The sequence below is a fragment of the Nocardia sp. NPDC059180 genome (assembly GCF_042754945.1).
Taxonomy (GTDB): Bacteria; Actinomycetota; Actinomycetes; order Mycobacteriales; family Mycobacteriaceae; genus Nocardia.
The window spans coordinates 117,908-136,650 of record NZ_JBHZBU010000012.1; the positions used below are offsets into that span (position 1 = coordinate 117,908).

General features: G+C 63.8%; 22 protein-coding genes and 1 tRNA gene. 9 read left to right on the forward strand and 14 right to left on the reverse strand.

The genetic code is table 11. The features are described 5' to 3' along the window. Nucleotides 1–41 precede the first annotated feature (41 nt). Together ACFXNW_RS28820 and ACFXNW_RS28825 are read right to left on the reverse strand one after the other, a co-directional pair. The gene (locus ACFXNW_RS28820; RefSeq protein WP_379420949.1) at nt 42–1,241 is read right to left on the reverse strand and encodes a branched-chain amino acid ABC transporter substrate-binding protein; all 1,200 of its coding nucleotides are present in this window, start codon (nt 1,239–1,241) and stop codon (nt 42–44) included. A gap of 228 nt (nt 1,242–1,469) precedes the next feature. Continuing rightward, nucleotides 1,470–2,084: an ANTAR domain-containing response regulator gene (locus tag ACFXNW_RS28825; RefSeq protein WP_163825809.1), complete on the reverse strand. Its 615-nt coding sequence runs from the start codon at nt 2,082–2,084 to the stop codon at nt 1,470–1,472. Nucleotides 2,085–2,307: 223 nt separating this feature from the next. Here ACFXNW_RS28825 and ACFXNW_RS28830 point away from each other — a divergent pair. After that, a tRNA-Leu gene (locus ACFXNW_RS28830) sits at nt 2,308–2,394 on the forward strand. Between the two features lie 41 nt (nt 2,395–2,435). Here ACFXNW_RS28830 and ACFXNW_RS28835 read toward each other — a convergent pair. Next, nucleotides 2,436–3,647, reverse strand: a complete 1,212-nt coding sequence (locus tag ACFXNW_RS28835) for a tyrosine-type recombinase/integrase (RefSeq protein ID WP_379420950.1) — start codon at nt 3,645–3,647, stop codon at nt 2,436–2,438. Further along, nucleotides 3,647–3,859, reverse strand: a complete 213-nt coding sequence (locus ACFXNW_RS28840; protein WP_379420951.1) for a helix-turn-helix transcriptional regulator — start codon at nt 3,857–3,859, stop codon at nt 3,647–3,649. The genes ACFXNW_RS28835 and ACFXNW_RS28840 overlap by 1 nt, the downstream gene beginning before the upstream one ends. A gap of 1,169 nt (nt 3,860–5,028) precedes the next feature. Between ACFXNW_RS28840 and ACFXNW_RS28845 the strand changes: the two genes are divergently transcribed. The 3 genes from ACFXNW_RS28845 to ACFXNW_RS28855 all read left to right on the forward strand — a co-directional run bounded on the left by ACFXNW_RS28845 (nt 5,029) and on the right by ACFXNW_RS28855 (nt 6,250). Further along, on the forward strand, nt 5,029–5,199 hold the full coding sequence (locus ACFXNW_RS28845) for a hypothetical protein (protein ID WP_379420952.1): 171 nt from the start codon (nt 5,029–5,031) through the stop codon (nt 5,197–5,199). 282 nt (nt 5,200–5,481) lie between these two features. Further along, nucleotides 5,482–5,661, forward strand: a complete 180-nt coding sequence (locus ACFXNW_RS28850; RefSeq protein ID WP_379420953.1) for a YegP family protein — start codon at nt 5,482–5,484, stop codon at nt 5,659–5,661. 70 nt (nt 5,662–5,731) lie between these two features. Continuing rightward, nucleotides 5,732–6,250: a hypothetical protein gene (locus ACFXNW_RS28855; protein ID WP_379420954.1), complete on the forward strand. Its 519-nt coding sequence runs from the start codon at nt 5,732–5,734 to the stop codon at nt 6,248–6,250. 99 nt (nt 6,251–6,349) lie between these two features. On the opposite strand, the gene ACFXNW_RS28860 is transcribed toward ACFXNW_RS28855, so the two are convergent. After that, nucleotides 6,350–6,964, reverse strand: a complete 615-nt coding sequence (locus ACFXNW_RS28860) for an AAA family ATPase (protein ID WP_379420955.1) — start codon at nt 6,962–6,964, stop codon at nt 6,350–6,352. After that, on the reverse strand, nt 6,961–7,236 hold the full coding sequence (locus ACFXNW_RS28865) for a hypothetical protein (RefSeq protein WP_379420956.1): 276 nt from the start codon (nt 7,234–7,236) through the stop codon (nt 6,961–6,963). The genes ACFXNW_RS28860 and ACFXNW_RS28865 overlap by 4 nt, the downstream gene beginning before the upstream one ends. 506 nt (nt 7,237–7,742) lie before the next feature. Here ACFXNW_RS28865 and ACFXNW_RS28870 point away from each other — a divergent pair. Then, entirely contained in the window at nt 7,743–8,099 is a 357-nt protein-coding gene (locus tag ACFXNW_RS28870) for a hypothetical protein (protein WP_379420957.1), read from the forward strand. Beyond that, nucleotides 8,096–8,512: a hypothetical protein gene (locus ACFXNW_RS28875; RefSeq protein ID WP_379420958.1), complete on the forward strand. Its 417-nt coding sequence runs from the start codon at nt 8,096–8,098 to the stop codon at nt 8,510–8,512. The genes ACFXNW_RS28870 and ACFXNW_RS28875 overlap by 4 nt, the downstream gene beginning before the upstream one ends. Nucleotides 8,513–8,574: 62 nt before the next feature. On the opposite strand, the gene ACFXNW_RS28880 is transcribed toward ACFXNW_RS28875, so the two are convergent. From ACFXNW_RS28880 to ACFXNW_RS28895, 4 genes are all read right to left on the reverse strand, one after another. Continuing rightward, nucleotides 8,575–9,438, reverse strand: a complete 864-nt coding sequence (locus ACFXNW_RS28880) for a hypothetical protein (protein ID WP_379420959.1) — start codon at nt 9,436–9,438, stop codon at nt 8,575–8,577. A gap of 242 nt (nt 9,439–9,680) precedes the next feature. Beyond that, complete coding sequence (locus ACFXNW_RS28885) at nt 9,681–10,913, reverse strand: hypothetical protein (protein WP_379420960.1); 1,233 nt, start codon at nt 10,911–10,913, stop codon at nt 9,681–9,683. Further along, nucleotides 10,910–11,236, reverse strand: coding sequence for a hypothetical protein (locus ACFXNW_RS28890; RefSeq protein WP_379420961.1), 327 nt, complete (start codon nt 11,234–11,236; stop codon nt 10,910–10,912). Before ACFXNW_RS28890 ends, ACFXNW_RS28885 begins: the two co-directional genes overlap by 4 nt. 943 nt (nt 11,237–12,179) lie before the next feature. Beyond that, complete coding sequence (locus ACFXNW_RS28895; RefSeq protein WP_379420962.1) at nt 12,180–13,382, reverse strand: hypothetical protein; 1,203 nt, start codon at nt 13,380–13,382, stop codon at nt 12,180–12,182. Between the two features lie 349 nt (nt 13,383–13,731). Here ACFXNW_RS28895 and ACFXNW_RS28900 point away from each other — a divergent pair, with 349 nt between their 5' ends. Beyond that, a complete protein-coding gene (locus ACFXNW_RS28900; RefSeq protein WP_379420963.1) occupies nt 13,732–14,295 on the forward strand; it encodes a recombinase family protein in 564 nt (187 codons plus the stop codon). Between the two features lie 170 nt (nt 14,296–14,465). On the opposite strand, the gene ACFXNW_RS28905 is transcribed toward ACFXNW_RS28900, so the two are convergent. Next, complete coding sequence (locus ACFXNW_RS28905; RefSeq protein WP_379420964.1) at nt 14,466–14,741, reverse strand: hypothetical protein; 276 nt, start codon at nt 14,739–14,741, stop codon at nt 14,466–14,468. 651 nt (nt 14,742–15,392) lie between these two features. On the opposite strand from ACFXNW_RS28905, the gene ACFXNW_RS28910 reads away from it, so the two are divergent. Beyond that, nucleotides 15,393–15,761: a hypothetical protein gene (locus tag ACFXNW_RS28910; RefSeq protein WP_379420965.1), complete on the forward strand. Its 369-nt coding sequence runs from the start codon at nt 15,393–15,395 to the stop codon at nt 15,759–15,761. Between the two features lie 23 nt (nt 15,762–15,784). Continuing rightward, entirely contained in the window at nt 15,785–16,039 is a 255-nt protein-coding gene (locus ACFXNW_RS28915) for a recombinase family protein (RefSeq protein WP_379420966.1), read from the forward strand. A 1,525-nt stretch (nt 16,040–17,564) separates the two neighbouring features. Here the strand turns inward: ACFXNW_RS28915 and ACFXNW_RS28920 are convergent. The 3 genes from ACFXNW_RS28920 to ACFXNW_RS28930 are packed head-to-tail and all read right to left on the reverse strand — an operon-like array spanning nt 17,565 to nt 18,715. Then, on the reverse strand, nt 17,565–17,687 hold the full coding sequence (locus ACFXNW_RS28920) for a hypothetical protein (protein ID WP_379420967.1): 123 nt from the start codon (nt 17,685–17,687) through the stop codon (nt 17,565–17,567). Further along, complete coding sequence (locus tag ACFXNW_RS28925) at nt 17,684–17,899, reverse strand: helix-turn-helix domain-containing protein (RefSeq protein WP_379420968.1); 216 nt, start codon at nt 17,897–17,899, stop codon at nt 17,684–17,686. Before ACFXNW_RS28925 ends, ACFXNW_RS28920 begins: the two co-directional genes overlap by 4 nt. Before the next feature lie 45 nt (nt 17,900–17,944). Beyond that, nucleotides 17,945–18,715: a recombinase family protein gene (locus tag ACFXNW_RS28930; protein ID WP_379420969.1), complete on the reverse strand. Its 771-nt coding sequence runs from the start codon at nt 18,713–18,715 to the stop codon at nt 17,945–17,947. Between the last annotated feature and the right edge of the window lie 28 nt (nt 18,716–18,743).

Consider the following 18,743-nt stretch of genomic DNA (forward strand, 5'->3'; position numbering starts at 1 on the left):
CCGACCACCGGCAGGTCGGAGTACGCGCCGTCGCTACTGCGCTATTTGACCTCGTACACCCAGATCAGTGCGTTGGACAGCTCACCGTCGGGGTTCCACTTGTACTGACGGGCCAGCCCGGCACCGTCGTAGCCGCGCACGAACGCGAGCAGGTCCGGACGGGTCAGCTTCCCGTCGTCGATGCCGGTGGCCAGGATGGTGGCCAGGTCATAGGCCTCGACCGAGTAGACGCCGGGGGCCTGGCCGTTGAGCGCCTCGTATTCGGTGGTGAATTCCTTCGGCGCCGGACCACATGGGCACGACAGCACCGCACCCGTGGCCGAGCTTCCGGCCTGGGCGACGAACTGCGGATCGTTGCTACCGTCGGCGGAGACGAAGGTCGCCTCCACGCCGCCCGACTTCAGCTGCTGGGCCAGTGGTGCGGCCTCGGCGTAATAGCCGGAGTAGAAGATCGCGTCCGGGTTCACGCTCGAGATCTTGGTGACGGTGGCGGAGAAGTCCTTGTCACCTTCTTTGATGCTGGCCGCGCACGCCGGATCGGCCACCGGGCCGAGCGCCGCGGTGACGCTGGCGGCGAGGCCGGTGCCGTAATCGGTGTTGTCCTGGACGACGCACACCTTCTTGTAGCCGGCGGTGTTGATCATGTAGTTGGCCACCGACGGGCCCTGCACGTCGTCGTTGGCCAGGCCGCGGAAGAAGCTCTGCCAGCCGTTCTGGGTGAGCGAGGCATTGGTGGCCGACGACGACACCGCAACCAGGCCCGCGTCGCTGAGGATCTGGCCGGTGGCCTTGGTCTCGCCGGAGAAGGCCGGGCCGACCAGACCGAGGACGGTCGGATCATTGATGATCTGCGGGATGACCTGCGTGGCCTTTTGCGGATTGCCCTCGGTGTCGAATGGTTTCAGCTCGATCTGGCAGCCCGGGTTCGCCGTGTTGTGCTGGTCGATCGCCAGTTTCGCCCCGTTGAGGATATTGATGCCGAGCGCGGCGTTCGGTCCGGTCAGCGCGCCCGCCATCGCGATCGAGGTGCCCGCCGGGCAGGTCGCCGAACCGTCGCCCGCGGGATCGGCGGCCGAGGTGGTGTCGGTGGCGGGCACTTCCTTGCCCTCGGCGTCGATCTGCATCACCGGCTGAATGGACAGGCCCCCGGCGCCGTCGGTCCCGGTGGCCTCCGAATCGCCCGTAGATTTCTCACTGCACCCGGCCAGAACCAGGGCTGCGGCCGCGCCGACCCCCAGCACTCGTATCGTACGGTTTCGCCATGTCGAACTAAGCACGATTCACCTCATACGTTCCTGTGCTCCCCCGGCCAACCGAGGAGGCCGACCACTCAGCCTGCGCAGAAACATAGCCTCGGCACGTTAGATCCGCACCACATTCGGATCATGCAGATGACATCGTGTCGAATTCTTTTTCGCGATCATGTTTCGTGGAGGTAAATCGCGTCGTGAATGCCGTCCGGCGGACGGTCACTGCGGCGTCAGGTTCTCCAGCACCACTTCCGCAACCGCCTTCATGGTGGTCCGGCGATCCATCGCGGTGCGCTGAATCCATTTGAAGGCCTGCGGCTCCGACAGCCCCTGGGTCTGCATGAGCACGCCCTTGGCCCGCTCGACCAGCTTGCGCGTCTCCAGCCGCTCCGACAGGCTCGCGACCTCGCCTTCCAGCGCGGTGATCTCGTGGAACCGGCTCGCGGCCAATTCGATGGCAGGCACCAGATCCGATTTGGTGAACGGTTTCACCAGATAAGCCATGGCGCCGGCGTCGCGGGCGCGCTCGACCAGGTCACGCTGGCTGAACGCGGTCAGGATCACCACCGGCGCAACGCGTTTCGAGGCGATCTCGGCGGCGGCGTCGATACCGTCGCGGCGCGGCATCTTCACATCCATGATCACCAGATCCGGACGGTGCTCCACCGCGAGGTCGACCGCCTGCTGGCCATCGCCCGCCTCACCGACCACCTGATAACCCTCTTCGGTGAGCATCTCGACCAGATCCATCCGAATCAAGGCCTCGTCCTCGGCGACGACGACACGCTTCGCCACGGCGCCGGCCTTGGCGTCCGCGCCCGCAGTAGTGCTCATAGAAGACCCCTCTGGTTCGATGCTCGAGCCCCGACACGATCGAGGGCAGCCACGGCCGGACATATCCGGCCGAAGCGCCACCGTCACGCCATCGAGTGATGTAAAGAGTACCTTTCACTTCGGCATAGAACGCATATACCCAGGGCAAACCTCCCCCAGGTCACAGCAAGGGGTGACCGGTTCGTCGATTTCGCCACCGACCCGCTATCATTCCCTCCGGTGCGCCGAGTTGGCGGAACTGGCAGACGCGACGGTCTCAAAAACCGTTGTCCGAAAGGGCGTGTGGGTTCGAGTCCCACACTCGGCACCAGGTCAGACGGTATTTTTGCCGTCGCTTTCGACGTCGTCATCTCACCCGGTCCGCAGTCGGTCCGCAGCAGTCCTGGCGCCGACGTCCATTCCGACCGCCACGGCGTCGAGATCGTCCGGGAACAGGTGCCCATACAGGTCCAGAGTCAGCGTGGCCGTCTTGTGGCCGAGCATCCGCTGAACAACCTTGATGTTCGCCCCGGCACTGATCGCGAGCGAAGCTGCCGTGTGGCGAAGTCCGTGCGGAGCCACAGGACTCAACCCCGCCGCTTCGACAGCCTGATCGAACACCCACCGGAACTCTGTCGACTCCAGGTAGCCACCCTTCCGGCTCGGGAACACCAGCGCGTCGAGTCGACGCCCCTTCATGAGGTTGGCGAGCTCTTTCGCCAGGATCTCCGGGATCGGGACAGCACGAGCCGTGTGATTCTTCGTGTCGGTCAGGATCGTGCCCGCACCCCGGACATAGGTTGCCGAACGCGCCACCCGGATGCGACGAGCTTCCAGATCAACGTCCATCACCCGAAGCGCCGTCGCCTCACCGAACCGGATTCCGGTGTACGCCAGCGTCAGCACCAACGGCCGGAAGCGACCGGCCGCCATCGCCACCTGCAACACCTGGAGGTGAGTCAGGTACGGCCGCTCCCCCGCCATCATCGACGGCAGCTCGATATCCTCCGCGGGATTGGAGGCCAACCGTTTCGACTTCACCGCGAACCGGAGAATCTGCCCCAGCACCTGATACGACTGGATGACCCGCGACGCAGACAGGCCGCGACCCTCGAATCGCGTGCTGCCCGAATCCGACAAGCTGACGACCCATTCTTGGATGTCCTCGAATTCGATGTCACGCAGTGGGACCGACTCCCATCGCGGGAGCACAACCGTGTCCAGTAGCGATCGGTAACCTGCCACCGTCTTCGGTTTCCGAAACTTCTTTGTGGCGAACCATTTCTCGGCGGCCACGCCGAATAAGACTCCACTGCGATCGGGGTCAACCCACGCGCCCGTCGTGACCTTCGTCGTCACTTCGGAATCGAGATAGTTCTGCGCCGCGACCTTGGTATCGAACGATCGCGACCGCTCGACGCCATTCGGATCGACGTACCGGGCCCGCCACCGCTTTCTTGTACTGAAACGCTCCTCGGACTTGACCTTCTTCTTGGTCACCTTCCCGGTCTCCGGATCCACTTCGACCACAGTGGGGTACCAGCGATCCTCGATGCCCGACCGCGGGCTACGAGTCACCGCCATCACGCCGCCTCACCGCGTCGATCCATCTGCTCTTCTTCCTGCTCTTGGATCCAGGCCAGTACCGCAGATTTGCGCCATACCCGGCGCCGTGGCCCCAATTTGAAGCTGACCGGGCCGTAGCCGATATGCGCCCACCATCTCCAGGTCGCCTCCGGAATCCCTGTCAACCTCTCGCAGTCCTTCGCCCGCAAATACTCTTCGTTGTCGTTCATATGTTCCTCCTGCTCTACTTCTTCTCATTTGTGTTGCCGAAAGCTGCTCCATCCCAGTCGGTTACGATCTGGGATGACCAGAGCAATTCGGGTCGTCAATCAACGCTCCATAGGACCGGAGTCGTCAAGCGATCGTTCCCACCTATTCCCGTTCGCCAGGATTCGAGCGGAAGCGGTTGAGCAGGTTCGGGTATTCAATCGGTCGGCCTGCGGCACGGTGTACGAGAGTGGGCCGACGAGGGACATCGAGAATGCTCCTGGCATCAAGGAATCGGGTTCATTCCCTCAACTCCGTCGGCAAGGAGGATTTTCAACACCGCATGACAGCGATGGGCACTTGGCAGCGGGATAGCTCGACAGTCCTGAACGCAGGCAACCGGCAGCCGAATCGCATGGTTGTGCGGGAGACTCAGGCCGACCCGACCCTGTTGCTATCGCGGATTCTTCATGACTGCAATCGCCATGGTGATGCCACCAGGTCGACACAAGCGCGGGTAGAGGTCATGGACGTCGGAGGCGCGGAGCGCCGATAGGTGGGCGCTAGGTGAGCGGGGCCGCCAGCTGGCATTCGACGTCGAACGCCCGAATCCCTGTACCAGACTGCGGGTGACCAGTACCAGCTTCCGACCCTGTCACAACGGGGTCCAGCGGCCCACCCGCCCACCGGTGCCGCCGCCACACAGCCCGAGATCGCGCTGCCCGTCACGCGGTGGAAAAGGATGCCCAGGCCAAAGCCAGGCACTTCCTCTCCACTACCGACCCCGGCCACGAAGCGACGCCGGAGTAGTCGCCGCTTCAGGCCGAGTTGCGTGTGGTCAAGGGTTGCGGGTTACCTGCCAGGCGCGGCCGTCGAAGGAGGCATCCGTACAGCCCGGCCCGATAGGTGGCCAGAAGATCATCGCCTCGCAGGTGCGACAGCAGTAGGTGCGGTGCCCGCGGCCACAGGTGCACGGTCGATGGCCGACGAGGACGCGGCCGGCTCCGAGCTCGTGCCCTGCCGGGCAGGCGACCGGCGCTGGGGCCTCCCACCGTTCGCGGTCGTTCTCGTAGAGCGCATCGGGGTCGACGTCGGTTCGACCGTTGCTGATCGTCCACACCGGCCTCCAAGCACCTGACGCATCATTCGCACTCATGTTCGAATACTGGCATATGATCCGTGCAAGGAGAACGTGCACGTCGGAGACCGGGTACGGCTGGTGGCCGGCGGGGCGAGCGTGTTCGAGGTACGCGACGTGCTGGACCCGCAGCACGCCCTCGTCGAGTCCGTCGACGAGAACGCTCCCGGTCGGTACCCGTTCCTGGCGCGCATCGTCTATCTCGTGCCCGCAGACCCCGAATAGCACGCAGCAGCCCATCCATACACGGGCCCCTTTGAGGCCTGTCCGTGACCGCATCCGCGGCAGCGCGCGCCCGGCCGAGTGGGTCTGCGTCCGGATCTCGCCGCCGCCCCGGTGGATGCAAACCGGGCAACTCCGGAGGGCATACGAGGGGGACGTACGCAGATGAGTGTCCGGAGCCTACGGCTCTTTTATCGCGTGTCGGCCGGTTCGCGGAAGTGAGCTGGGGTTACCGTTCGTTTGGACAGGTGTTATCCGTTCTTTAGCAGAAGACGAGGTGGTCACATGGCCGGAACGTTCGAGCTGTACACGGATTCTGCGGGCAAGTTCAGGTTCCGGCTCAAGGCCGGTAACGGCGAGATCATCGCTCAGGGTCAGGCGTACACGAGCAAGGCCTCCGCGCTGGCCGGCATCGAGTCGATCAAACGCAACGCCCCCGGTGCTGGCACCGACGACCAGACCTGACACCCAGCCGCTCAACAGCCGCACCCGAAAAGGCTCTGGCGCGGGCTGGCAACGGGATAGCCTGTACGCCATGACTTCGGGGGAACTCGACGCGTTGGCTATCGCTCGGCGCCAGCTGCAGTTGGCGATGGCTGACGAACTCTACTCACCGGCCTCGGTGGAAACCCGGGTGCAGCTAGGCCTTCTGGCCTCCAACATCGCCCTGGCCGAACGGCTCGGCCCTGCAGGGTTGCGCGAGCCGGAACCATTCCGGTGGGAGCTTCCTCTACTGGAAACCTTTGTGCGCGAGCTCGCCCCGAAGGCCCGCGGCACCCTGCGACTGCTCTGCGACGAGGGCGGGTCGGCCACTCCTGCGCGGCTGATGGAACTGACCGGCGCCAAAAGCCTGGCCGGCCTGACCAACGCCATCCGCCGAGCCACACACGATGCGACACGCGACCACCCGCACTCCGGCCTCCCGGCAGAGCGGGCGTTGCTTCACGTCGAGTACTCCGGTCGCCCGAATCAGGTCGTGGTGCGCTACTACGTCGACCCTGACGTGCTGCCCCTGCTCAAAGAGGCGATCAACCGCGTCGAGCCCAGCGAATAAGCCCTGCTGCGTGCGACTACGCAGCAGAGACATCGACCATCGCAGTCAATGTGACCGGAGCTGTCGACGCACCCGGCGGCGTAGCTGGGGTCAGTGGAGTCAGTTCGTGACGCGGTAGTCGGTGACGCGGGGGCCGGTGTGGGCCAGGCCGGAGTCCAGAACATTGGCGCGGTAGGTCTGCCAGTCGGCGAGCTTGGGCCGATCGCGCTCGGCACCTCGGAGAGCCATTCGCTCCCGGATCTGCGTGGTGTCGGTCTCGACCCACACCGTCCGGATCACGGCGTCGTCACCGGCGATGGTGCGGATGTAGTCACTGAGCCGCCGCTCCTGTTCGCCGGCGGCGGTGATGTAGCCGAGGAACGGGGCGTCGACCACGACGGGGCATCGACGGGCGATCGTGACGGCCTGTTGAACCAGGGCAGCGTAGAGGTGCGGGGAGACGACACGGCGGTAGAGGTCGCTGTCGCGGTCGTGTGGGTTGCCGTTGAGCTCGGCCATGACCGATTCCTCGAGCCGCGGGGCGAAGGTGTCTTTGTCGAGCACGACCGGGTCCACCAGCTCGGCCAGCAACCGTGTGGCGGTGGTTTTTCCTGCGGCCGGGAACCCGCACACGATGGTCACCCCGCTACTCGCGTGGGCGGCCAGGTCGCGCAGTGTCTGGTGCGCGGTTGGCGAGAATGGCTGGGGTGGTTCGGGATTCCCGGCAGCGGTCATCTGTTCATCTTGCCCAGTCGTGCCCCGCACGACTCAGGTGTGGTGGACTTAACCGGATTACGCTCGCACACTGATGCTTCGGCTGGAGTGGCTGGGAGAGTGGAGGCGAGAAACATCCGCCCGAACGTACTGCTTGCTGTGGCATCTAACTTGAGCCCTGCTTCTTGCGCCAGACTGACGATGTCGAGGTTGCCAGAAGACCGCAGCGGCGTTCCGGCGAACAGGCGGTCCATGGCAGCGTTGATGGCGTCGCGTTCTTCCTGGTCGGTCACGACTGCTAAGGCTCCTAGCTTGTGGTCTTGGTGGCTTCGTGCCGGTCAGCGACACGTTGCAGGGCGGCGATGCGCTGTTTGAGGCTTTCTTTCTAGCGAGGACTACGCAACGACAAAACACCCGACCAGATCGATCTGCCCGCCTAGACCCTCACCTAGTTCGCGGCCACGCTCCGGACCCGACCACTGGGACCGAGCCGAAACGTGGTCGACACGACGACACGTATGGCGAATCCGCCCAGTTTTCGGGTGTGCCCCGAAGTACGCGAATTCGCACAGTTGCCGAGTTTCGCAGGTGTGGCCGCGTACCTATGTGTGCGAGTTGAAGCAGATGCGCCAGTGGAGAATAGAACCCGCATTATGTCGACAAGTGTGACAGTGTCACGAAATCCCATCCGGCGCCGTACGTGGCACCTTCGGCGCCGGATGGCGTTGACCAGCGCAAACGGTGGGGGTTGATCGAAGTTTCCTGTGGCGCTACACTTCTCGATTGTTAGGGCAGCTCTGTGCCCAGTGGCTCCGGCAGTGCTCTGCTGGAGCTTTTTTCGTTAGTGGATCAGGCCTCCGACGCCATGTCGGGGGCCTATTTGTCGTCTCTGGAGGTGTGTGTGTCGACTGCTGTTGTCGCGTCCGGGATTCAGATCACCGCGTGGTCGGTGTTCTGGATGCAGCTGCCGGTCCTTGTCCTGGTCGTTGCGGTGATCGTGGTGGCGATCACCGCGTTGCGGCGGGCCCGGGCCGAGGATGTGCCGAGGGTGTTTGAAGCGTTCGCGATCGGCTTCGGCCGGCGCCTCGATCCCGCTGGCTCGTTGGGTCGGCGCCCGGCGCCGGAGGTAGACGGAAGTGAGGAGGGGATTCGATGAGCCGTCGTAGATATCGGCGTGATCCGGTGGGCGATCACGTTGCCGACAAGTCCTTGGCCGTCGATCTGGAGGCGGCGTGGGCCGCCCTGCCCGAGGATGACCGCGAGTTCGTCTTCGACCTGCTCGAAGAACTCGAACACACTCCCGCGGCCGCGGAGAAGAACTACAAGATGATCGGCTGGGTCTCCGGCGCGATCCGGGTGAACCCTGTGCACCAGGTTCGACTGCTGGCCTACCTGGGGCGTATGCCGAAAGGCCGGTGCTGGTGGTGTATCCGCGAGCTCAAACCTCGCGAGCCCGGCAAGGCCGGGCGTCCTGCCAGGTACTGCAGTCCGAATCATCGTCAGCAGGGGTGCCGGTCTCGCCGACGGCTGGACAACCTCGCCCGTGCCCGGAAAGCGCGGGACTGGTGATGGTCAGCGTCCGACGTTGCAGGCGGGCCCCTTAGGCTGCGTGTCCAGATTCCGGGCGAGGGTCACTGCGCAGCGCGACGTAGCAGCTCATCGATCATTTCTCGTTCCGCTATACGTCCGGTGCGCTCGTAGGAGCACACCCAGCAATGACCGATCCCGACCTCGGACCGCAGGCCATCGTGAGCGCGGGCGACGAATGCACAAGCGCCGCAGACCGGGCAGCCCTCGATGGCGATCGCGTCGTCAAGCATCGTGGGCTGTGCCAATGTGGTGTAGTCGAGGGCGCGGCGGCGCTCGATCTCCATGTCGTCCAGAGCATCGTAGTAACGCTGAGCCCTATCGGTCTCGGCGTCGTCGCTGCGACCGTCGCGTTCCCAGTCCCTATCCATATGGACGTCACGTACGCTGCGCAACGCAGGATGCCAGTCGAGCGCCATCAGCGCTTTGACGTGGTCCTCGGTGAGGGCCGCAGTGGGATCGTCGTCGACGTCACGGGCATGGCGGATGACCTGTGTCGCAGTCAACGAATCACGCAGCGTCGCGATGTCCACGACGGTGTAAGGAGGCAAATCGAACGGGTCGCGGGATGCAGCGTCATCGTCGACCGGGGCGTCGTGGTCGTGGGGTATGCGTCCAGTCTTGTCGGTGTTGTTTTCGATTACGTCAAGCAACTGGCTGGCCGACCGCACGCGCGGACCCTGCTTATCCTTCTCCTGCCCTGGCCACGTGTGAGCCACAATCGCTGCCAACCCGTTGGTCAGTGCCTGATCGAAGACACCCTCCGCGCCATCGGTAGCCCGGTCATAGGCCAGCGCGAATGTGCACAACGCAAATTGGTGTGCTCGCCTGGTCTGCACCGACTCTCTGTCGTTCAACTCGTCGCCTCCTTGCTCGAACTTCAGCGGCTCGCGCTGCTCTCTGGACATACCAGAGCCGACCGCTTCTTACAGATCCTTGCTGGTAGATACGGGATGGGCGAAGCCGTCGACTTGCTTCAAGCAGCGCTCTAAGCACCCTGATCATCAGGCAACTCGCACGGAGCAGGCACTGTGCATCCGAACGCGGCTCCGGTTCGGCGGGGTATCCGTTGCAGCGGATACCCCGCACCCCATCTCAGCGCCGGCCCTCCCGAGCCGCAACCGATTCCGAGGCTGGAAGTGCCTTTGCTTCAGTCGGTCAGATAGTCGAATCCCTTTCGTTTTAGGGAGTCGGTGGTTTGGGCAGTGGGGTGAGGTTGTCTGGAGGCGTAGGGCGCTCTGGCTCGCAGGTTCGTCCATGCGGTTTCTTCGGCGGGAGTACGGATGCAGAGCACGGTGAGTGCTGTTGCTGTGCCGAGGGCGCCAACCAGGATGGCCCCGGCGATGTGCAGCCCGATGTAGAAGGCGGCTGCGCTCATCGTGAATCCGAACCAGAGCGCGGCGATCAATGCGAAAGCGCCGCGCGCGGTGGCGATGTCGGTCCAATCTGTGACGGTGCACCATGTCGGGGCTACGACGAATACAGCGAAGCCGGTGAGCGCAGCGGTGGGCAGTGCCGGCATCGCTGCCCAGGAAAGCAGTGCCGAAGAGATTCCGCTGATTGACGACCAGAACAGCCTGTTCGGGGTCAGGCTGGGGCGTCGGCCCCCCGGGCGGGCGGCGCTCAGGAACATCACCACCAACGCAGCCGAGGCGATTCCGATAGATTCGTCGGCGCCCTGGCGACCGAACCATACAGCCGCGGCGAGCGGGTAGAGCATGCAGACGAACAGCCCCATCGGACCGCAAAACTCGAGTACGAACTCCCACAGCGACTTCGGCGCCTGCGATTCGTTGATATCCGGCAAGGGGCGCTTGAGGGCCTGGCAGACAATACAGGGATCGTCGTGGGGGTGCATCGGGAACGGCTGCCCGATCCCTTCGGTCGGCTCATCCTCGTGTGACGGTAGAGACTGTGCGGCTGGTACAGGAGTGGAGCGCCGGCGTGCGGGGCGGATATTGGTCCGGTAGTACTGCTCTTCGTCCCACTCCTGCCTTCTGGCGGCGGCGGTCTTCGTTTTCGGCGTCAGCGGGTAGTTGGTGATTGCGATGTCGGGTAGAAGGCCATCGACCGCCGGCGTTGCCTTTGGGCGTGAGACACCGTGAAGGTCATCCCATAGCTCCAGCATGCGGTCCACGCTGCTCTGCGGAGTGCGGCAACCACGGAGGAATGCCTCCACCTGGTCTCGGTTCTTGGGCACCACAGTGTTCTTGACATCGACGAACCGGTACGCGGTGGACCGGGGCAGGCCGCCGTACATTGCGATCTGTCCTGCGGTCAATCCGGACATCTCGTGGATACGGCGCAGCATCGCCATGTACGCCGCGCCGGCCTCGTCGAGGTTCGCGATTTCGCCGGTTGCGGTGCCGGTCGGATCGGTCACCGCGTCCCGCCGTTTCCGAGGTTGCTGAATACGGCGCCGAGCGCTCGGCACACGGCGCGGGTCGCCCCGCCGAGCACGGTGCTCGGCAGGACCAACGCAACCAACGGGACCGCGATCGCGATCAGGTACCGGACAGCCTGCGCCGGATCGGTGCCCTGCCTGACGGACAGATAGTGATAGGTGAAGCCCGCCAAAACGATAACCGCGGCCAGGAACGCCTCGGGCCACGACAGAGAGCCCGGCGCCGCCGGCCCCGCCGGACTCGTGGAGATGGATGGGTCAGGAGAATACTGATCAGGGCGTTCCCGCCGGGATGTGGACACGAGTCACTTCCTGTTGTCGTGTCGGCAGCCGACGCAGACGACCCCCGATCGAATACCCGTGCGGGGCATCGAGCGCGTGAAGACCGCTGTTGAACTGCGGCCGGCTACCAACATGCGTGAGAGAGCCGAGACTTAGACGAACAGCCACGACACCCCGGTCACCGAGTTCCCGCTCTATGACCGGAGACCGGGCCGAGTCCTACGGTCCGGTAGTTCCGAATTCTGCCCCATCACAAGAAGATCACGAAACCGCAAACAAACCATGCACTGTAAAAAAGGAAAAGTTCTGTCCAATTAGGCGACCGACCAGTGTCAAACGTGTGTTCGCGGTCCTATCTCGCCCGTGTCCAACGGAATCGAGCAGTGTCCAACGCCGTTCTTGTCAAGCTTTTACGGTCTCGCCGATGGGCAGTTTCGTCGCAGATTCACCACGCTCGCCCAGGTGTTCGGGCTTTCCCCCTGCTTTGACGTCCAGTTGGGCTGTCTACCGCTTCGTTGGACGGCCCCCACTGCCTTACCGTAGGTGTAAGCCCTAACGCTACCGGCCAGTAACTATTGCGGTAGCGTTCAGAGGCCCCGGATGGTCGAGTGAGAGAGCCGAGCACCCGGGTACAGCGTCGCTTGTTCCCGCAAGCCCGCTGAGATATCGGCCCCAGGAGCCGACAAGCCCCTGGGGCCTTTCTCGTCTCAAGGAGAGGGAGTTACTGGCTGAAACCGTGCCAATGCCCGTGGTCGCATCCCACCCGGCCAGCGCATCGAACGCGTGGCTGGGGATCGATGTGCGATCCAGCATGGCGGGGTGGTAGCGGTGGAAGGGATGTTCCTTCGCGACGTCGAGGAAGTCCTCGCCGATCTGCCGAGACCATCACGGTGCTGCTGGCCGCACTCAACCGCCGCCGACACCAAGGACAACCACTTAGGCACTGCTGGGCGACGATCTCGATCAGGGAGTCTGCAGCACAACCGGGATCACGGCGAGTGAGATCCGGCGACCCTCATCATCAGCAGTGAATATGTAGTCGACCTGTTTCGTCCGGTCGGAACTGGGCTTTGTAAGTGCGTGCTTCGGATGCGCTTCGACGTGGTCGTGCAACTTCTCGATAGCCGCTGAAGGATCCGTGTTCTTGATGAACATGACGATGGCTGCTTTGCTGTCTCGCCACACCAGGTAGCTCAGGATCTGATCGATTGTTTTGGCAACGACCATAGGCCCGCGCCAGATCTTGAGTTCGCCGATGAAGACGTTGCGGTCGTTATGGCGTACGAGGATGTCGGTCTTGCCGGCGCCATTGAACAGCTCGCCGCCAGCAGCACCTTCCCAGTACCCATTTAGCGCGCCGAGCAGCAGGTCCCGCAGTTCTTCTTCCCCCAGCTTGACGCTCGTCCCCCGCGCTCGTTCCATGGTCCTGGCCCACCCGTGCACCTGCTGAAGCACTTCCTGGTAGAGGGCTTCATCCAAGACGGGCTCTGGCACGAAGGAGGCTGAACTAGCACGGCGCTGCTCCAGCGATACTTGCTTTCGCCGCGCAGGAACTGGCTGTCGAGGGGCGCCCCTCGACACGACCGGGATCCCCAACGCATCTTCGACTGCTCGATCGTTGAGAAGGCGTTGTTTGCGATTGGAGTACGCGGTGCGGATCGCGCGCTCCGCGGTTGGAACGTACTCGTTCAGGTCTTTATTGGCCCACCCCGCACGTTTGTTCAGGTCAGCCTTCACCCCAGCGATGCGTCCCTGAACCACCTCCGGCGTCAGGTTGCGCTCAACGATCTCCAGAGTGATCGAGGAGTTCTGTATCTTCGCGTCGGAGGTGCTGCCCATGCTGTAGGTAGAAGCTTGGTGCTCGAGGAGGGCCTTGGTGCCCGTGAAGGGGAAATGCAGCGACAGCTTGCTCGCGGGAACCTCGTGACTCTGGCTGCGGTCGAAGTGGTCCCAGGACTGCGTCGTCGTCTCCGACACTGCGCTTCGCTCCACTCCCGCCCAGTCGATCTCGATCGGTTTCGGCATGTGCCTTTGGAGTAGAGCAGCCACCAGGATGTCTTCGTTTTCGCTCAAGAGGTAGTCAGCCGGGAGCGCCTCAAGATCGGCCAGAGCTGCTCGCGAGCGTTGGCCGAGGTAGTCAGCGAGGCTGGGTTTGTTTCCCCACATCCGGATGACGCTACAGGCCGCCTTGTTCGTCCCGGCGAGAGCTGGGGCGCCCACCTCACCAGCCGAAGTAGCGGTCGACGGACAAGACCACTCTCGCGCGGAGCCAGCCGAGGGCGATCCGTGCCAGTGACACAAGGGCGACGCCGACGGCCAAGAGGGTTGCCCGGCGACCGCCGCACCTGGGCCTCCCCTCACGGGGTAAAGCTAGGTGTAGACACTGAATAGTGTCGAGAAACGATCGTTTGCCGACACCCCGGCAGTCCGGCGCGAACGCCCAGGAGCCGATAGTCGATAACTCGTGTCGAGAATCAATGTCGGATGTCGGTGCCATCGCGTAGTTTTCGACACCATGCTGATCGGATACGTGCGAGTCTCCACCGCGGAGCAGAACCCGGCCCACCAGATCGACGCCCTCGCCCGCGCCGGCGTCGCCGAAGCCGACATCCACATCGATACGACATCCGGAGCGAAGGCCTCACGGCCACAGCTGGATCTGGTGCTCAAGATCGCGCGCAGCGGCGACACCGTCGTCACCACCCGGCTCGACCGACTGGGCCGATCGGTACTGCACCTGGTGACCCTTGGATCCGAGCTGCGCGAACGCGGAATCGGACTGAAAGTGATCGAGCAAGGCATCGACACCGATACCGCCGAAGGACGAGCGATGTTCGGGATGCTGTCGGTGCTCGCAGAATTCCAGCGCGAGCTGATCGTCGCGAACACCGGCGACGGACTGAGCTCGGCGCGGGCCCGCGGCCGGGTCGGTGGTCGGCGCCCCAAGCTCACCACAGACCAAGCCGCCACAGCCCAACGGCTCTACGACGAGCGCCAACACACCGTCCAGCAGATCGCCGACATCCTCGGTGTGAAGCGCTCAACCCTGTTCGGGCACCTCACCAAGGCTCGCCCGTAGACTCCAGCCGCCGGTGAGGGTCACTTCCTTTGCGCTTCTCGTGGGTTAACTCCGACCTCACTCCGGTTACGCCAAAGGCGATGTGGTGGAGCTTGCGCTCCACCACATCGCCTGGTGGTCTTCTGCGTTGCCGACGCTCGGCATGAATTTGTGCGCCCGCGGTTCGGGCCTCAGTCGATTAGGACCACTTCGCGGATCCGCTGCTTGCCTCCTGGCAGGTTCTCCACGACGGCAAGCGAGTTGCCCTTGTCCTTCTCGGTCTCAATAAAATTCCAAACGGCAATCGCGCGCCGAACCGCCTCGGTCGCGCTGATTCGCTTTCTCTCAGCCCAGCCTCGAAGCACGGCGGCGACATCTGGGGCCAAGTTGATCGACAGTCGCACCACATCCGCTCTGCCCTGAGCGGCGGTCCCCGCTGGATCGTGGGTTCGGTCCTGAACAGACATCGCTACTGATCTCCTCACGCTCCGTCGCCGCTCCATATCCCCTGACCGCACGGCGACGCCCTAGTTGCATCCGATAGTTGTCGATTCAGGTTCGCGCACGGGCGCGGTCCCTGCCTGCCTTCGTCACTCTCATCGGCGCTGATATGTCGGTGACGGCCATCACTGTGCACCTCCAAAGTCCCAGCTAGATGACCTGGTTTGCGCACATTTTGTGTGCAAACCATGTAACGAAAGTATGCGTTTGTTCGTTGACTGTCAAGCCAGTTTACGTAAACAGTATGTATTCTGTGCGCATTGGTTATGCAACTGATACGCGACTACGTGCTACAGTTTGCGCATACCGAACGTCAGTGCGATCGGGCCGGGGAGTCGGCCGAACGCCGCGAAGGGATGAGCGAAGACCTTGGCATTCAGGCGGTTTGACGTCCAGTGGGCGTCACAGGCAGTTATCGTGTTTCACGACAGGGGGTGTGCGCGCCCAGTGACAGACGGAAGACGTTCGCGCGAGACTGCGGACGACATCATCGAGAACGAAGAACCGCTAAGCGGGGTCGACAGCGTCATCGGGACCTCATACGGGTGCCCGTGCCCTCGGTGTGGCAATGACCTGGTCTCGGTCTGTGGCGAGTGCGGGCGGGCTGACGCCTTCGAATGACCGAAACGCCACATCCCGCAAACGATCCGGATCCAGATCCGGATGATGAGATCCACGCCCCTTTCGTGGCGGACCTCGGATCTGCTTCGCTCTCCCCGATCGAGGAGGACGAAACGCCTACATCCGGTACCCACGCGGTGACGATGAGCAATGTGGTGTCGGTGTCACAGCACCGGTTCACCCTCGCTCGTGGTCTGCTCGCACTGGTGGCCGCGACGTCGCTGTTCCTGCTTGCCGCTTCGGTGTTCGCGCCTGTTGACAAGCTCGAGGCAGTCAAATCGATGGGCAGCATCGTCTTTGGGCCCCTCGTGACACTGCTTGGCACCAGCTTCGCCTGGTACTACGCCACCCGGAGGTCGGGCTAGACCGTTGCCGTTAGGGGCTCCATGTGTTCGCCGCGCTCGCGGAGTTCGTCCGCGAGCTGATCGTGGCCGGCACCAACGAGGGCCTGGCCGCCGCGCGCGCCCGCGGCCAACGACTCGGCCGACCACCAGCGATGAATGCCGAGCAGATCCGCCAGGCCCGAGCGATGCTCACCCAACCCGAGGAATCGGTGTCCTCGATCGCTCGACTGCTCGGCGTCTCCCGATCCACGCTCTACAAGCACCTGCCCGAGATCGGCGGGACCCGAGCGGCCGACTAACGTCGGTTACCGCATGCGGGATCCTGGAGGAGCAATCCGGTACAGCCAGACGATAGCCTTGGTCAGGGCGTACATGGCGAGCATCAAGTGCTCGTCGCGACCAACCCATGCCGCCCCTGCCTGGGGCTAGTGCCCACGACGTGCCTTCGTACCGCGCCATACCGATCGGCAGCGGCCCCTCCAGGGGTTCCGGTAGCAGTCGCGCGAAAAACAACACATATGGCTGGACCAGCAGCGATGGCGGGGAGATGCCCTCCACAACCACCACCACGCCGACCCGGTAACCCAGATATAGGGGAGTCCTGGGCCCTCCCCTATATCGCCGGATGGTGGTCAGCCTGCGTCGATGGCGGTGATGAGAGGGGCACCAGTACCGGTGGCGGCGATGATGATCATGATGATGACGAGCTAGACGTCGACGACCGGCTGCTGGTCCGGGCGTTGCTCGGCGAGCTCGCCGAGCCGCTGTCGACACAGGCAGTCCGGCCGATTTCTGGGGATTGCCGATCTGAGCGCCAGGTCACGGACCTACCGGCGGTGCCAGAAAGTCGGCCGCCGAGAGCGGATATGTGGCTCAATACGTTCCGTGTCTCGCCATGACTAGACTTAGAACCGGCAAACACCCTGGAAAGGGGTGGGGGCCCCGTCTTATTGGCGTTCGACGGGACCCCTCATTGCTATGGCAACAGCACGCTGGTCGCCAGCTCAACGAAAGTTGGGCTGGCACCACACCCTTCCAAGCACCACCTCGCAACTCCCGCTAGCGTGACCGCAGTGCGTAACCACGGCACCAACGGCCGGACTCGTTTGAGCCTGCGGATCGTGGACCGGCGCAGCGCCGGCCACGAAGAATTCCGTGGTGGTAGCGGCTCTGACATGGGCATCTGCCTTCCTTCTCGGCGTGGGTGGATCGGCAAGACCCCCACCGGATGCGATGAGGCTCTTGCCAACCCACCCACGCCATCGAAGACGTGGGCCGGTTGCTATCGGAGCTGCCATTGAAAAGCGTAGCGGCTGCGGCCGATCCAGGGTCCAGCGCTACCGCCTTGTCCTCTTTGAAGCCGGTTGTGGCCCGGTCGGGTCGGCCGAACGCCGCTGCGAACGCTTCGAACACCCGCGGTACGTCCTCAGGTCGAGCCCGCCCTAATGCAGTAGTCGCCACAATAATGACGGCTACCGCGAGGACGAGCAGGGGAAGTTGGGCCCAGAACACAGTTCACACACTGACTTCGGCTCCGATTGGCATAGCAGTGATCGACACGAACCCTCCATAGACGACGAATGGCCCCCGGCGCAGCGCCGGAGGCCTGAACGAAAAAGAGCCCCAACCAGATTGGTTGAGGCTCGATAGGCGCACGTGCACCCAATGAGGCGAGGCTATCTCAATGCCCGCCAGCTGGCAATACGCGACGTTGGCCGGCGTTATTTCGTAACGGAGCCACATCAACGTTCGGCGCTTCTCGGCGGAGCGGGCGTTGCTGCACGTCGAGTACTTCAGTCGCCCGAATCAAATCGTGGTGCGCTACTACATCACCCTGGCGTGTTGCCCCTGCTCAAAGAGGCGCTCAACCACATCGAGCCCAGCGAGCTGGACCTTGCTGTCGTAGAACGGGATCGGCGAGCACAGCGGTTCGTTATGTGGCGTCATCGGCTCTCTGTGGCGAGGTAGCGGTGCAGCGATGTCTTCGGAATGCCAGTCTTGGCGGCAATCTGGGCGAGGCTGTCGCCCTGCTCGCGCAGCAGCCGGGCGTAGTCGATGCGGTCGGTGGTATGCGCGATCGGTCGGCCGACGTGGCGCCCGGCCGCTTCGGCGACGCTGCGGGCGTGCGCGGCCCGTTCGGCGGTGAAGGTGCGTTCCATCTCAGCGAACAGAGCCAGCAGCAAGAACGCGATCCGACCTATGCCCTACTTGGAGGTATTGATCGGCAACGGGTCGGCCAGCGACCGAACGCCGATCCCACGGTCGGACAGCTCGTGTACCAGGTTCAGCACCTCGCGCAGGTTGCGCCCGACCCGGTCCAGAGTGTGCACCACGATCGTGTCGTCCTCCCGGGCATAGGCCAGCAGCTCAGCCAGGCCCGGTCGGTCGACCGTGGCGCCAGTCTTCCTGTCGATATAGACCCGGGATTCGGGGACCCCCGCGCCCGCCAGTGCGGCGAGCTGCCGTTCGAGGCTCTGCTTCACCGACCTTGGTCGCCAGTACGTCCAGCAGCGCCACGCCGAACTCGTCACTGGCCCGGACGCCGCCGACGATCTCCGCCGCGCCTTACGTACGAACGGGTTCCTCGACATCGAGGAGCCTGCCCCGCAACCGGACCGAACGTACCCGCCGCGGCGGCGCCGGATCGGCGCAGTCCGCCCAGATAAACAACCGGCACACCAGGCCGAGCCTGCCGCGCCCCAGAACCAAGACCTGGGGCTAGATGAAGTGATCAGCCAACTCGTCGCCGAAGGCTTCCCCCCGATGAGATCCGGACGGTCGTTCGCGCGTGGTAGGGGTTCCGGTAGTAACTGCCGAAAAAACACCACATTTGGGCTTGCCCCAGACAGCGGGCGACGTCGCACATGGCTGGAGCGGTATCGCGACAGGTCGTAGGTGCGTTGTCCGAATATCGGCCTGTGGTGCGGGTTTCCCTCGGACACAGCCAATAGCCCTCTGACCAGCTGATACGTCATATTCGCCCGAAATTCGGCTGATACTACG

Bases quoted from the DNA above. Each gene is read 5' to 3' on its own strand.
- ACFXNW_RS28855 (WP_379420954.1), top strand. From the start codon at position 5,732: ATGACTTCGGGGGAACTCGACGCGTTGGCTATCGCTCGGCGCCAGCTG.
- ACFXNW_RS28850 (WP_379420953.1), top strand. From the start codon at position 5,482: ATGGCCGGAACGTTCGAGCTGTACACGGATTCTGCGGGCAAGTTCAGG.
- ACFXNW_RS28840 (WP_379420951.1), bottom strand. From the start codon at position 3,859: ATGAACGACAACGAAGAGTATTTGCGGGCGAAGGACTGCGAGAGGTTG.
- ACFXNW_RS28905 (WP_379420964.1), bottom strand. From the start codon at position 14,741: ATGTCTGTTCAGGACCGAACCCACGATCCAGCGGGGACCGCCGCTCAG.
- ACFXNW_RS28860 (WP_379420955.1), bottom strand. From the start codon at position 6,964: ATGACCGCTGCCGGGAATCCCGAACCACCCCAGCCATTCTCGCCAACC.
- ACFXNW_RS28875 (WP_379420958.1), top strand. From the start codon at position 8,096: ATGAGCCGTCGTAGATATCGGCGTGATCCGGTGGGCGATCACGTTGCC.
- ACFXNW_RS28920 (WP_379420967.1), bottom strand. From the start codon at position 17,687: ATGACGCCACATAACGAACCGCTGTGCTCGCCGATCCCGTTCTACGAC.
- ACFXNW_RS28925 (WP_379420968.1), bottom strand. From the start codon at position 17,899: ATGGAACGCACCTTCACCGCCGAACGGGCCGCGCACGCCCGCAGCGTC.
- ACFXNW_RS28835 (WP_379420950.1), bottom strand. From the start codon at position 3,647: ATGGCGGTGACTCGTAGCCCGCGGTCGGGCATCGAGGATCGCTGGTAC.
- ACFXNW_RS28895 (WP_379420962.1), bottom strand. From the start codon at position 13,382: ATGTGGGGAAACAAACCCAGCCTCGCTGACTACCTCGGCCAACGCTCG.
- ACFXNW_RS28880 (WP_379420959.1), bottom strand. From the start codon at position 9,438: ATGTCCAGAGAGCAGCGCGAGCCGCTGAAGTTCGAGCAAGGAGGCGAC.
- ACFXNW_RS28825 (WP_163825809.1), bottom strand. From the start codon at position 2,084: ATGAGCACTACTGCGGGCGCGGACGCCAAGGCCGGCGCCGTGGCGAAG.
- ACFXNW_RS28900 (WP_379420963.1), top strand. From the start codon at position 13,732: ATGCTGATCGGATACGTGCGAGTCTCCACCGCGGAGCAGAACCCGGCC.
- ACFXNW_RS28930 (WP_379420969.1), bottom strand. From the start codon at position 18,715: ATGACGTATCAGCTGGTCAGAGGGCTATTGGCTGTGTCCGAGGGAAAC.
- ACFXNW_RS28910 (WP_379420965.1), top strand. From the start codon at position 15,393: ATGACCGAAACGCCACATCCCGCAAACGATCCGGATCCAGATCCGGAT.